11 protein-coding genes are annotated in these 13210 nt (G+C 62.2%); 5 read left to right on the forward strand and 6 right to left on the reverse strand.

Translation table 11 applies throughout. The features are described from left to right. From repA to NMA58_RS27205, 4 genes are all read left to right on the forward strand, one after another. The gene (repA, locus tag NMA58_RS27190; RefSeq protein ID WP_085781242.1) at positions 1 to 1197 is read left to right on the forward strand and encodes a plasmid partitioning protein RepA; all 1197 of its coding nucleotides are present in this window, start codon (positions 1 to 3) and stop codon (positions 1195 to 1197) included. Continuing rightward, positions 1194 to 2189, forward strand: a complete 996-nt coding sequence (gene repB / locus NMA58_RS27195; RefSeq protein WP_434714630.1) for a plasmid partitioning protein RepB — start codon at positions 1194 to 1196, stop codon at positions 2187 to 2189. Before repA ends, repB begins: the two co-directional genes overlap by 4 nt. A gap of 154 nt (positions 2190 to 2343) precedes the next feature. Continuing rightward, positions 2344 to 3558: a plasmid replication protein RepC gene (gene repC, locus NMA58_RS27200; RefSeq protein WP_434714631.1), complete on the forward strand. Its 1215-nt coding sequence runs from the start codon at positions 2344 to 2346 to the stop codon at positions 3556 to 3558. A 177-nt stretch (positions 3559 to 3735) separates the two neighbouring features. Further along, positions 3736 to 4869 carry an RHE_PE00001 family protein gene (locus NMA58_RS27205; protein ID WP_434714632.1) on the forward strand — a complete coding sequence of 378 codons (1134 nt, stop codon included), beginning with the start codon at positions 3736 to 3738 and terminating at the stop codon, positions 4867 to 4869. A gap of 122 nt (positions 4870 to 4991) precedes the next feature. On the opposite strand, the gene NMA58_RS27210 is transcribed toward NMA58_RS27205, so the two are convergent. Genes NMA58_RS27210 through NMA58_RS27220 form a run of 3 tightly spaced genes read right to left on the reverse strand, consistent with a single transcriptional unit; the run spans position 4992 to position 7016 of the window. Beyond that, entirely contained in the window at positions 4992 to 5702 is a 711-nt protein-coding gene (locus NMA58_RS27210; protein WP_430958971.1) for a Bax inhibitor-1/YccA family protein, read from the reverse strand. Between the two features lie 20 nt (positions 5703 to 5722). Then, entirely contained in the window at positions 5723 to 6490 is a 768-nt protein-coding gene (locus NMA58_RS27215) for an anti-sigma factor family protein (RefSeq protein WP_430958972.1), read from the reverse strand. Next, positions 6477 to 7016: a sigma-70 family RNA polymerase sigma factor gene (locus NMA58_RS27220; RefSeq protein ID WP_430958973.1), complete on the reverse strand. Its 540-nt coding sequence runs from the start codon at positions 7014 to 7016 to the stop codon at positions 6477 to 6479. Before NMA58_RS27220 ends, NMA58_RS27215 begins: the two co-directional genes overlap by 14 nt. Before the next feature lie 155 nt (positions 7017 to 7171). Here NMA58_RS27220 and NMA58_RS27225 point away from each other — a divergent pair, with 155 nt between their 5' ends. Then, complete coding sequence (locus tag NMA58_RS27225) at positions 7172 to 7456, forward strand: hypothetical protein (RefSeq protein WP_434714633.1); 285 nt, start codon at positions 7172 to 7174, stop codon at positions 7454 to 7456. A 24-nt stretch (positions 7457 to 7480) separates the two neighbouring features. Here NMA58_RS27225 and cueR read toward each other — a convergent pair whose 3' ends face one another. The 3 genes from cueR to treY all read right to left on the reverse strand — a co-directional run bounded on the left by cueR (position 7481) and on the right by treY (position 13183). Then, on the reverse strand, positions 7481 to 7870 hold the full coding sequence (gene cueR, locus NMA58_RS27230) for a Cu(I)-responsive transcriptional regulator (RefSeq protein WP_434714634.1): 390 nt from the start codon (positions 7868 to 7870) through the stop codon (positions 7481 to 7483). A gap of 9 nt (positions 7871 to 7879) precedes the next feature. Then, positions 7880 to 10414 (reverse strand): heavy metal translocating P-type ATPase, encoded by a 2535-nt coding sequence (locus NMA58_RS27235; RefSeq protein WP_434714635.1) that lies wholly within the window; start codon positions 10412 to 10414, stop codon positions 7880 to 7882. Positions 10415 to 10573: 159 nt separating this feature from the next. Further along, positions 10574 to 13183: a malto-oligosyltrehalose synthase gene (gene treY / locus NMA58_RS27240; RefSeq protein WP_434714636.1), complete on the reverse strand. Its 2610-nt coding sequence runs from the start codon at positions 13181 to 13183 to the stop codon at positions 10574 to 10576. Positions 13184 to 13210: the final 27 nt, after the last annotated feature.

Raw genomic sequence — 13210 nt, forward strand, 5'->3', positions numbered from 1 at the left:
TTGGACAACATTAGCGTATCAACGACGGACGTGCGGATCGAGCGGCATGCGAACCAGCTTTCGCGCCAACTGAAGCTGCTCCGCGACAAGCTGTTTCCGCCGCTTGCGCAGAAGACGCTGCGCACATTCTCCTCCGGCGAAGCCGCCCAGATGATCGGCGTTTCCGATGGTTATCTTCGCCAGCTTTCGCTGGATGGCAAGGGGCCGCAGCCGGAGCTTTCCTCAAATGGTCGACGCTCCTATACGCTCGGGCAGATCAATGAATTGCGCCATTACATGGCGAACCTCAAGCCGAAGGATGCGCTGAGTTACCTCCCGTGGCGTCGCCCCGGCGAAAAGCTGCAGACGGTCGCCGTCACCAATTTCAAGGGTGGTTCGGCCAAGACGACGACGACGCTTTATCTGGCGCAATATCTGGCACTGGAGGGGTACCGGGTGCTGGCGATCGATCTCGATCCGCAGGCCTCGCTCTCCTCCATGCTGGGCGTTCAGCCGGAATTCGATCTTTCCGACGGCGATACGCTTTATGGGGCCATTCGCTACGATGCGGCTCGTAAGCCGCTGAAGGAGATCGTCCGCAAGACCTATTTCGACGGACTCGATCTGGTGCCCGGCAATCTCGAATTGATGGAGTTCGAGCATGAGACGCCGCGGGCGCTCAATGATCGCCAGAAGCCGGCCGAGCTGTTTTTCCGCCGCGTCGGCGTCGCGATTGCCGAGGTCGAGGCCGATTACGACGTGGTGGTGATCGACTGCCCGCCGCAGCTCGGCTACCTCACCCTCGGTGCCGTTTGCGCTGCCACGTCGCTGCTCATCACCATCCACCCGCAGATGGTCGATGTCGCCTCCATGTCGCAGTTCCTGTTGATGACCTCGGATCTTCTCTCTGTGGTTCGCAGGGCCGGCGGCGACCTGCAGCACGACTTCATCAAATATGTCGTCACCCGCCACGAACCCTTTGATGCGCCGCAGTCGCAGATCGTCGCGCTGCTGCGCAGCCTGTTCGGTGACGACGTGCTGACGGCAACCATCCTCAAATCGACAGCAATCGCAGATGCCGGGCTGACGAAGCAGACGCTTTACGAAATTGAGAAGGGGCAGGTGCGCCGCTCGACGTATGACCGGGCGCTGGAATCAGTCAACGCTGCCAATGGCGAGGTTCTTGCCGGCATTCACAAAGCCTGGGGCCGCACATGAGTAGACGCGATCGCCTGAAAGGCTTGTTCGACGATACGGCGCAGGAGTTGGCCGCGGCCAACTACGAGGAGCCGTCTTCGCGCGGATCGGCCGGGCCGGTGCGGACAATGGCGCTGACCCTCGGCCGCATGGAGGAAGAGAGCAGGGCGATGCAGGAAGCTTTGCTCTCCGGCGAGCGCATCGTCGAACTCGATCCCGATCTGATCGATTCTTCCTTCGTCCGCGACCGCCTTGCCGACCATCCGCTCGATCTTGAGGACGAGCTGGTGCAGTCGATTGCCGACAATGGCCAGGAAGTGCCGATCCTTGTTCGGCGACATCCCGAAGTCGGCGAGCGTTACCAGATCGCCTACGGCCATCGCCGGCTGCAGGCCGTCAAGCTGCTCGGACGCAAGGTGCAGGCGATCGTCCGTCAGCTCGACGACACCGATGTCGTTATTGCGCAGGGCATCGAGAATTCGGCGCGCCGGAACCTTTCCTATATCGAACGCGCCGTCTTCGCTCTCAATCTTGAGATCAAGGGCTTTGAGCGTCCCGTCATCATGAAGGCGCTGTCTACTGATAAGACGGAGCTATCGAAGCTGTTGTCGGTCGCCAGGGCCATTCCGGCCGAGATCATCAGGTCGGTGGGGGCCGCACCCGGGATCGGACGACGCAAGTGGATGGCGCTTGCCCAGGTCTGGAATGGGACGGCGGCGCCGCGGCTTGCGAAGCTTATCGCCTCGGATGGGTTCAGGGCGGAGGAGAGCGACCGCCGATTCGAGCTTCTGGTCGCCGAACTTGCCAGGAAAGAGGCGAAGCCGGAGCCCTCCGAATATGACTGGAAGCCGAAGAACGGCGGCAAGATTGCCGGCCGAATCAGACGCGCCGGCAATTCCTTCACGATCGCGTTGAAAACAGGCGATGCGCCGGATTTCGGCGCTTACATTTCACGCCGTCTCGATGAGCTTTACGAAGCCTATCAGGCCGGCAAGTTGCAAGCAGGAGAGTAGGCCGCAAAAGAAAAAAGCCTCCGAACGTTGCCGTCGCGGAAGCCTTTCTCATATCTGGACAATCTGAGAATCGCACTTCCTCGAATCAGTGTCAAGCATCTTCGGCATCCTTTTGGGTGGTAGATTTCTTTTGCCTTGAAAAAAGGTGAGGGACATGGAGCCTCAATATGTATCGACGCCCTTCGGGCGGCGGTCGATGACGCTTGGCATGCTGGCAAGTCAGGAAAGCGCCAGCAGGATCGATGCGGACGCATCGGTCGACAAATGGAAGATCTTTCGCGCGCTCTGCGAAGCAAAGAGCATGATCGGCGTGTCCGACCGTGCGCTTGCCGTTCTCAACGCACTGTTGACCTTCTATCCGAAGAACGAGATTGCCGAAGCCAACGGTTTCGTCGTCTTTCCGTCGAATGAGCAACTGTCGCTGCGCACCCATGGCATGGCCGGAACCACGCTACGGCGAAATCTGGCGATCCTGGTGGAGGCCGGCCTGATCATCCGGCGCGACAGTCCGAACGGAAAACGTTTTGCCCGCCGCAACGGCGAGGGCGGGCTCGGGGAAGCCTTCGGCTTCAGCCTGGCGCCACTCCTCGTGCGCGCTCGCGAGATCGAAGCCCACGCGGCGCAGGTGCTTGCCGACAAGCTTGAATGGAAGCGTCTGAGGGAGCGGCTGAGCCTTTGCCGGCGCGATATCGCCAAGCTCATCGAGATCGCGCTGGAAGAGGAAATTGCCGGCGAATGGATCGAGATGCAGCAGCATTTCAATCGCCTTTCGGCAAGCCTGCCGCGCCGTCCATCGGCCGCCGAGATTGAGAGCGTGCTGACCGATCTCGAAGCCTTCCGCGAGCTGATCGTCAAGACGCTGGAATCGAAGACAAAAGCAGGAAAAACAGACGCCAAAGACAGCCAAAACGGTCGGCACATACATAATTCAAACCCACACCCCATATCTGAACTTGAACCAAGCTTCGAAACGAAGCAGGGCGCAAAGTCGGAGGAAGAACCGCGGCCGTGGCGGGAGCCACCGAAATCCTTCCCCCTGGCCATGGTGCTGCAGGCCTGCCCCGAGATTGTTGCCTATGGGCCGGGCGGCGGGATCGGCAGCTGGCGGGATTTGATGGCCGCCGCCGTCGTCGTCCGTTCCACCCTCGGCGTCAGTCCCAGCGCCTACCAGCAGGCCTGCGATGTTATGGGGCCGGAAAATGCTGCCACGGTAATCGCCTGCATTCTGGAACGCGGCGGCCATATCAATTCGGCGGGCGGCTATCTGCGTGATCTGACGCGGCGGGCGGAGCGCGGTGAATTCTCGCTCGGTCCGATGCTGATGGCGTTGATGCGGGCCAATGGTCCGATGGCGAGAAAAACCGGATGAACGGCCCAAAAGCTTCGCGCCAGTTGCAGAGGTTAAAGGGACTGTGGATCGGCGATCGGCCATCTTCTTCGCTTCCTTCCCTCGCGCTTTTGTTGAAACAAACCGTTAACCATGTCATAGATGGCGGAAGGAAATAGCTATTTTGCTTCCATTTGTGAAAAACCGTAAAGCTTAACAATGCGCTATGATATCGACGGTATAATGCTCCAAACCCTGCTTCCATTGCTTGCCGCCGCGGAGGATGCGGTGGCGCGGCTGGACGAGCGGGTGTTGCGTTCGTCGGTTGGTGAGGGATTTGCCGAACGCAGTCACTTTTTTGATGCCGCTGGTGCGTTATGGGTCGCCGGCGAGCTCGTTCATGTCGAGGATCTCGTTCTGCACGACGCGCATATGGATAGCCGCGCTCCGAGCCACGAGCTGACGATCGCCCATTCGGTGCTGCGGACGCGTCGGCGCATATGGACCGGCGAACCGTCCTGGGCTCTCGGCGCCTCGGGGCTGGCAACGCTGACCGCGACCACAGGGGAAGGGGAGGGCCTCACTCAGGAAGCCAAGAGCCGGGCGGCTGCGGTCGGGGCCGACGATGAGGGCGAGGATGAAGACGCGCCGCTCGCCGCCGAAATGGCCGAGATCGATGCCATTCTTGCCCGCTCGCAGAAGCTCATCGACATCCATACGGGCAAAGCGCTGCCTGGCGAGGCGGCCGCAATATTTCCGGCCAAGCGCAACGATGACCCTCTCGGCCTGCTTGGCGACGAGGAATGGGATGAGGAGCAGCGGCTTGCGGAGTGGCGGTGCGTGCTGCCCCTGGCCGACAACCTGCCGCCGGTTCTAGGCGCCGTGATCCTGTTCGAAGCCTGGGACAGGATCGAGCCGTTGCGGCGTCAGCATTGGCTGGGCGGGCTTCTGGTCGAAAGCTACCTGCGCGCCCGCGGCAAGGTCGCTTCGCATCTCTTTTCCTTTTACGGCGGGCTGAAATTGGTGCGCCACGAGCGGCGTCGGGCCCGTGACCGGGTGACGCGGCTGCAAGCTTTTCTCGAAGCGATGCAGCTGGCTGCGGCGGCTGGCCTCAAGGAAATCGACCGGTTATCGCTGGCCCGCAAGCAAATGGAGCTGCGCTTTCGCGGCCGTCGCTCGAACAGCAGCCTGCCGGAGCTTGCCGATTTCATCCTGTCGCGGCCGATGGTGTCGGCAGCGATGATCGCCCGTCAGCTGCGCATCACGCCGCGCGGCGCGCTGAACCTCGTCAACGAGATCGGCATTCGTGAAATCACCGGCCGCGGCCGCTATCGCGCCTGGGGCATCATCTGAAATAAAAACACGGCCGGTTGGACCTCCGGCCGTACCTTTGAGAGTGAGCGCCCGGTCTGCCATCCTGTCACAGATTGCAGACCGGACGCTCTTGCGCTTCCATTGCCCCCAGAAGCGCGGTCCTATTCCCGCTCGCCGGTGAAGTTGAGCAGAAGCTGGAAGATGTTGACGAAGTTCAGGTAGAGCGAGAGCGCACCGAAAACGGCAAGCTTCTGGTTCGATTCCTGATCGTAATTTTCCGAATATTGTTCCTTGATGTTCTGCGTGTCGTAGGCGGTCAGGCCGACGAAGACGACGATGCCGATCACCGAGATGGCAAACTGCAGGGCACTCGAACCCAGGAAGATGTTGACCATGGCGGCGATGATGATGCCGAAGAGACCCATCATCAGGAACGAGCCCATCTTCGAGAGGTCACGCTTGGTCGTGTAGCCGTAAAGGCTGGTGGAGCCGAACATGGCCGCGGTGATGAAGAAGGTCTGGGCGATGCTCGTCTTGGTGAAGACCAGGAAGACGGAGGCAAGCGACAGGCCCATCACGGCGCAGAAGGCCCAGAAGGTGATCTGAGCGGTGCTCGCCGACATGGTCTGGATGCGGAAGGAGAAGAAGAAGACGAAGGCGAGGGGCGCGAGCATCACCACCCACTTCAGCGGTGAGCCGAAGATCGGGACATAAAGCGCCGGCGTCGAGCCGACGATGAAGGCAACGATGCCGGTGATGACGAGGCCAAGGCCCATATAGTTGTAGACGCGCAGCATATGCTGACGCAGACCCTCGTCGAAAAGGGCTTGGGAGCCGGCGACGGCTCCATAGCGGGGATTGATCGGGTTCATGCTGATCTCCTCGGTTTGAACTAGTAGAGCGAGCGGGCGAGCCGTTCGGCCGCCTGATCGAGATTGACGCCGCTATCGTCGGCGATCAGCGCATAGGCGACGTCGCCGATCTGCCAATAGGCGGCTTCTGCTTTTTCGAGTGCGAGATGGCTGACCTGCCGGACCTCGAAGGCTCCCGGCCGGACGGCGAAAAGCGACAGCCGTTTTCCATCGGCCACCGTTATCGCCATCTCGACGCTCGGTCCGAATTCGGACGGGAATATCTGCACGTCGGCGATCTTCCAGTCTTTCGGCAACTCAGGCATGACGATCGCGGTGGCGGCGCGGATGTCCTCGGCGCTATAGCTAGTCGGGGTCTGCGAAGGCATCGAGGCGCGAAGGGCCGCGGTCTGATAAGCGCGGACGGCATCCTCGACATAAGCAGGCGCCGGAACAGAAGCCGCCACCTCGGTCGCCGAAAAAGCGCCGAAGGAATTATGCGCCACCCAGCCGGCGGTAACCAGAATGCCGACGGCGGCGATGCGCTGCATGGAATGAAGAATACGGCCATAGGAAAGGCCGCGCTCCAGCCGGCGGGCGGCATCGCGGGTCTCAGGACGGCCGAAGGCATTTTCGCCGGCAAGCGCCAAGCGCAGCTCACCTTTCATGCTGAGATCGGCCATGACCTTGGCGGCAATCGCCGGATTCTCCGACAGATAGGATTCGACCTGAATACGGCGGGCGACATCGAGCTCGCCATCCACATAGGCATCGAGATCGGCATCGATGATCGGATCAACTGCTTTCATTGCCGCTCCCTCCGATTAATTTGAGATGCGAAACGCGCGGCGTCTTCTCCTCGAATTCGCGCAGTTGCGCCCGGGCACGGGAGATGCGCGACATCAGGGTGCCGATCGGAATACCGAGCGCATTGGCGGCTTCCTGATAGGAAAGGTCTTCGATGGCAACGAGATGCAGCGCCTCGCGCTGTTCCTCCGGCAGGTCGAAGAAGGCGTCGCGCACCTGCTGCAGGCGCACCGCATGTTCCTGGCCGGCCGGCAGCGACTGCTCGCCTTCGATAGCCGCTTCGTCGTGGCGACGAGTCAGCGACCGGTTCCGGCGAAGACGATCGATATGGGCATTGTGCAGGATGGAAAGCAGCCAGGTGCGCAGATTGCCACCGCTTCGGAAGCTTTTTCTCTTCTCTAAGGCGCGCACCAGAGCATCATGCACCAGATCCTCTGCCTCATCCGAGTTGCGCACCAGAGCGCGCGCATAGCGCCGCAGCGCTGCAAGCTGTCCGATGACATCGAAGGGGCGGTCTTTGCGTTCCATGCTTGAGTATACGCAACCGCTGCGGATTTTATTCCCGGCGGCATAAAAAATGATGCGGGGAAATACCACCCGTCAGCGCATGCCAAAATCGGCGATTGTTTATGACAATTACATGACAGATCATCACCCCGCTGATTTGCAGGGGACGATATAGGATGAAGGAAAAGAAGCGGGTCTACGAAGCTCTCGTGGACGGCGCCATGGAAGGGCTGACGAGTGAGGCACTCTATGATTTCGTCAAGGCACGATGCCCGAAAGCCACCAGCAAGAAGATCGTCAGAGCTTCGCTTCTCGCTCTGACCGATCCTCATCTCAAAGACCGCAATATTCTCGACGTGATTTACGCGCTTGCGATCAAGCACCGCCTCGATGAGGGCGTGTTTGACGACGGCGACGAGGACGAGCCCGCCGAGCCGGCGCCGTTCCAGACGGTCAGCTAGAGCCTTCCGGCTTTCCCAGGATGGTCAGCCACCGTCCGAGAGCTCTTCGAGAATCGGACAATCCGGTCGGTCGTTGCCATGGCAGGCATGCACGAGGTGCTCGAGGGTGCGGCGAAGTTCCGTCAGCTCGCGGATCTTGCGGTCGATTTCTCCGAGTTTCGTCTCGGCAATGCCCCTGACATCGGCGCTCGCCCGGGCTTTGTCCTCATAAAGCGCCAGCAACTGCCGGCATTCCTCGACGGAAAAGCCGAGGCCGCGCGAACGCTGCAGGAAGCGCAGCTTGTGAACATCGGCCGCAGCATAGTCGCGATAGCCGTTTCCGCCCCTTTCGGGGCGGATCAGGCCGATATCCTCGTAGTAGCGGATGGTCTTCGAAGGCAGGCCGGAGCGCTCAGATGCTTCGCCGATATTCATGGCCGTCTCCTATAATTTTGCAAAGCGCAGTCTCAGCGCATTAGCGATCACCGATACCGACGAGAGGCTCATCGCCGCCGCCGCGATCATCGGCGAGAGCAGCAAGCCGAAAACGGGATAGAGGATCCCGGCAGCGACCGGAACGCCGAGCGCGTTATAGCCGAAGGCGAAGCCGAGATTCTGGCGGATATTGCGCATCGTCGCCTCCGCCAGCCGCCGCGCCCTGACGATCCCGTTGAGATCGCCTTTGACCAAGGTAATGCCCGCGCTTTCCATTGCAACATCGGCGCCGGTGCCCATGGCGATGCCGACATCGGCTGTCGCAAGAGCCGGGGCGTCGTTGACGCCGTCGCCTGCCATGGCGATCACCGCGCCCTTGGCGCGCAGTTCCTCGATCAGCGCCTTCTTGCCTTCCGGCAGCACGTCGGCGCGGACCTCGTCAATGCCGAGGCTGTTCGCGACCGCCCGCGCCGTGCGCTCGTTGTCGCCAGTCGCCATGATGATCTTCAGCCCGCTGTCGTGCAGCGCCTTGATGGCAGTTGATGTCGTCGGCTTGATCCGGTCGGCGACGGCGACGAGACCGGCGAGCTTGCCGTCGAGGGTCACGAACATCACCGTCTTGCCATCGCCGCGCAGGGCTTCGGTCTTCTCCGACAGCGCCGACGGATCGACGCCGAGATCGGTGAGCAGCGCAGCATTGCCGAGTGCCACCTTCGTACCGTCGGCTATGCCCTGGACCCCCTTGCCGGTCTTCGCCTCGAAGCCGCTCACCTCCACGAAGGCGGCACCGCGTTCTTCGGCGCCGGCAACGATCGCTTCGGCCAGCGGATGCTCCGAGCCGCGCTCAAGGCTTGCGGCCAGCGACAGCAGCCGGTTCTCCTCGACGCCGCCTGCGGCGACGATGTCGGTGAGCACGGGCTTGCCTTCGGTCAGCGTGCCGGTCTTGTCGACAATCAGCGTGTCGACTTTGGAAAAGCGCTCCAGCGCTTCGGCGTCCTTGATCAGCACGCCTTCGCCAGCGCCGCGCCCGGTCGCGATCATGATCGACATCGGCGTCGCAAGGCCGAGCGCACAGGGGCAGGCGATGATCAGAACGGCGACGGCGGCAAGCAGCGCGTTTGCCAGGCTCGGCTCCGGCCCGATCGCTGCCCAGACGACGAAGGCAAGCATTGCGACGGCGACGACGGCGGGCACGAAGAAGGCCGACACCCGGTCGACCGCGCCCTGAATCGGTGCCCGCGAACGCTGCGCCTTGGCGACCATGTCGACGATACGAGACAGCACCGTGTCTGCGCCGACTTTCTCCGCCGACATGACGAGAGAGCCGTTCTTGTTGATCGTGCCGCCGGTCAGCCCGTCGCCCGTCGTCTTCTCGACGGGCAGGGGCTCGCCCGATATCATCGATTCGTCGACCGTCGACTGGCCCTCCAGGACGGAACCGTCCACCGGTACGCGCTCGCCCGGGCGCACGCGCAGCCGGTCGCCGGTCTGGATCTCCTCTACCGGCACGTCCCTCTCGTTGCCATCGGCATCAATGCGCCGCGCCGTCTTCGGCGCGAGGTCGAGCAGCGCGCGGATCGCCGAGCCGGTCCGCTCGCGTGCCTTCAATTCCAGCACCTGGCCGACGAAGACCAGGGCGACGATGACGGCGGCCGCCTCGAAATAGACAGGCACGGTGGCGCCATGGCCGCGAAAGCTCATCGGGAAAAGACCGGGCGCAAGCGTGGCGACCACGCTGTAGACATAGGCGGTGCCGACGCCGAGGCCGATCAGCGTCCACATGTTCGGGCTGCGGTTGACGAGAGAAGCCCAGGCGCGGCGGAAGAAGGGCAGGGCGGCCCACAGCACGACCGGCGTTGCGAGCGCTAGCTCAATATAGGTTGCCCGTGGTTCGCCGATCGCTTCGCGAAGCGGCAGGCCGAGCATCGGCCCCATGCCGAGCGCCAGCAGCGGCAGGGCAAGGCCGGCGCTGACCCAAAGCCGCCTGACGAAATCGACAAGCTCTGGATTCGGTCCTTCATCGGCCGGAGGAATGCCCATCGGCTCCAGCGCCATGCCGCATTTCGGGCAATCGCCGGGCCGGTCGCTGACGACTTCCGGATGCATCGGGCAGGTATAGAGCGTACCCTTCGGTGCCGGCTTTGCCGCCGGACGGGCGCCGCCGCGATAGGCCGACGGGTCGGCCTCGAATTTCGTTTGGCAAGCGGCCGAGCAGAAGTAGAATTTCTCGCCCTCGAATTTGACGAAGTATTTTGCCGTCGAACGATCGACGGTCATGCCGCAGACGGGATCCTTCGCCGTCAGATAATCCTGCGGCTGAGCCGCAAACTTCGTCCGGCAACTCTCGGAGCAGAAATGATAGACACGGCCCATGTGGTCGAACGAGGGTTTGCCGGCTTGCGGATCGACCGTCATGCCGCAGACGGGATCGCGGATCACCTGTTCGGCGGTCTTCTCCTGATGATCATGGCCGCAATGGCAGTGACCGTTGCCGTGGCTGTGATTGTGATGATGATGGTGGCCGTGTTCGTGCTTGGTATCCATGACTATCTCCTATGCCCGAAGGGCAGTTGGAGAGACTTATCCACCTTCCAGCAACTGGAAGGTCAAGCACTAAATTTAACGATGTCGATTTTATCGAAAACTGCCGCTGCGCGTGTCGCTGTGGTGGCATTGCCCGATTTCTCAGGTCCCGCCCGATCCTCAAATCGGGTTGATCAGACCGAGCGGCTGGCTCCCGAGCAGTGCGGCCACCGAAATGCTGCCTCCCGGCTCGATCGTTTTTCCGGTCACGAGATCCGCCTTCAACCCGTGAAGAGGGGAGGGGACCGCGATCGCTGTTTCTTCCCAGAACTCCGGGCCGGCAAAAAGCACGCCGGGATCGAGCCAGCCGAACATCAGCCGCGGGACGACGGTGATCGCGAATTCGCTGTTGTGCACGCGGGCAAAGGCCAGCACGTGATCACGGCGGCTGCCTGTCGTCTTCAACGGCAGATAGTCACCCCGGGCAAAGAGAACCGGGTGCCGCCGGCGCAGCTGCAGACCGATTGCGATGATACGCTGCTTCAAGGCCGCCGCCTGGAGCTTGGCGATCGGTCCGGCTTCATCAAGCCAGGTCGTCAGCCTGGCATGATCGACCGGCCGGCGATTGTCGGGATCGACAAGACTGAAATCGAAGCCTTCCGCGCCTTGGTAAATGTCGGGAATTCCCGGCGCGGTCAGCTTGAGCAGCGTCTGCGAAAGGCTGTTCACGTACCCCGCCGCAATGAAGGGCTGCAGCACTCGTTCGAAATCTTCCAGAAAGGCGTCATTGTCCGGCGACACCAGCGCCGCTGCATAGGCGGTGATCGCCTCCTCGTAAGCGTCATCCTGTTCGGTCCAGTCGCTTCGTAATTTCGCCTCGCGCACCGCCTTGACCGCGTAATCGGTAAAGCGCACGCGGAGGTCGTCCCCCTTTGCTCTGTCGAATTCTTCCGGCCAGACGCCGGCGAGCGCCTGATACAGCATCCATTCGGTATTCGGTTCCGGCGCTGCACCACCCGGCAGATCCTTCAGCCAGGACAGGTTCATGTCACGCCAACGCTCCACCGCCTGGGCAAAAACGTCCGCGCCCTCGCTCAAGACGTAGAGTCTTGCGCGTGCATCCTCGCCGCGTTTGGTGTCGTGAGTGGAGCTTGCCGAAAGCCCATGCGGCTGCAGCCGCGCCCGCTCGGCCATGCGACGATGGAATCCGTCCGGCCCCTCGGGTGCCTTTCCGGGTTCGCCGCCGACCTCGCTTGCGGCAAGCAGCCTGTTATAGCGGTAGAACAGCGTATCCTCTGTCGCTTTCGCCATGACAGGCCCGCTCAGCTGCTGGAAGCGGATCCGGAATTCGTGGGCCGCGTCACCGTCAATCTTGCCTTCGAGAAGCTTCAGCACGTGATCGAGCGCGCGCCGGTCGTCGAGACGCGGCATGACCTGGGATGCGGTCGCGGCAAGGACGGCCGAATCTTGCCAGCTCAGCGGACCGCCGTCGCCATAGGTGCGGTAGACGGGGAATGCGATCAGCAGCTCGCGCACAGCGGTGGCGATTTCTTCCCGGTTTATCCCGGGAAAGATTCCCGCTGCCATCGCGACCAGCCTGCCGGTCTCGCCGGCAAAATTGCGCTCGACCATCTGTCGTTTGGCTAGCCGCCGGCCCTCCTCGAGATCGCCCGCCTCGCCGGCGAGGCCGCGATAGGCACCGTCCAGTATCCGCAGGCCGCCGGCGTCGATGAAGAGCTCGCCGAGGGCGGCGATGAATTCATATCCGGTGGTTCCGGCAACCGGCCAGCTCTCCGGCAGGACCTCGCCCGCCCCGAGGATCTTTTCGACAACGATATAGGTGTCGGTCCCGACTGCTGCCCTCAGCCTGTCGAGATAGGCCGTGGGTTCGGCAAGTCCGTCAACATGGTCGATGCGCAGGCCCTGCACCTTGCCATGGCGCACGAGTTCGAGCACCAGCCGATGCATGTCCTCGAATACCTGGGGATCCTCGACGCGGGTGCCGACCAGTCCGGTCACCTCGAAGAAGCGACGGTAACTCAGATGCCGCGCCGCTTCCTTCCAATGGATCAGCCGCCAATGCTGCTCGTCATGCAGGCTCCTGAGGAATTCGCGATCGGTCGAGGCGTCCTCGAGTTTCTCCCGAAGGACCGCCCGATCGCCGCCCTCGAAGAGGATGTCGCGCAGCGCGCGGGCGAAGTCCTCGCCTGACGTCACGGCCGCGGCCTCTGCCATTCGCGTTGCGACCGGATCGCCGAGCCGGTTCGCGATCGCGCCGTAGCTGCCGGGTTTGAGGGGCAATAGCGTCGGAAAATTGGCCAAGGCGAAATTGCCGTGCGTCTCGTCGAGCACGAGGCGCAGTTCGCCTGATGCTAGCGCCTCTTCGAAATCCTGGCCGAGCTGCGGCAGTGTCAGCGGCTCGCTCCAGTCGATATCGAAATGACTGGCATAAGCGCTTTGCGGACCGAAGGCCAGCACGTCCCGCCACCAGGCGTTCTCAGGCGAAGCGGCCATATGGTTCGGAACGATGTCGAGAACCAATCCCATGCCCGCCGAGGCGAGGCTTTCCGTCAGCCGGTCGAACCCCGCGCGACCGCCAAGCGCCGGATCGATCTCATTGGCGTCGATGACATCATAGCCGTGAGTCGAGCCGCTGACAGCGGTGAAGATCGGTGAGGCATAGAGATGGCTGATGCCGAGCGTCTTGAGATAGGGAACGAGGTCGCAGGCACCATCGAAGGTCATGCCGTTGCGGAACTGTATCCGGTAGGTCGCTGTCGGAAGAGTCATGAGGCCGTCTGACGTTGGAGGGAGACC

The sequence above is a fragment of the Rhizobium sp. YTUHZ045 genome (assembly GCF_051124255.1).
Taxonomy (GTDB): Bacteria; Pseudomonadota; Alphaproteobacteria; order Rhizobiales; family Rhizobiaceae; genus Rhizobium.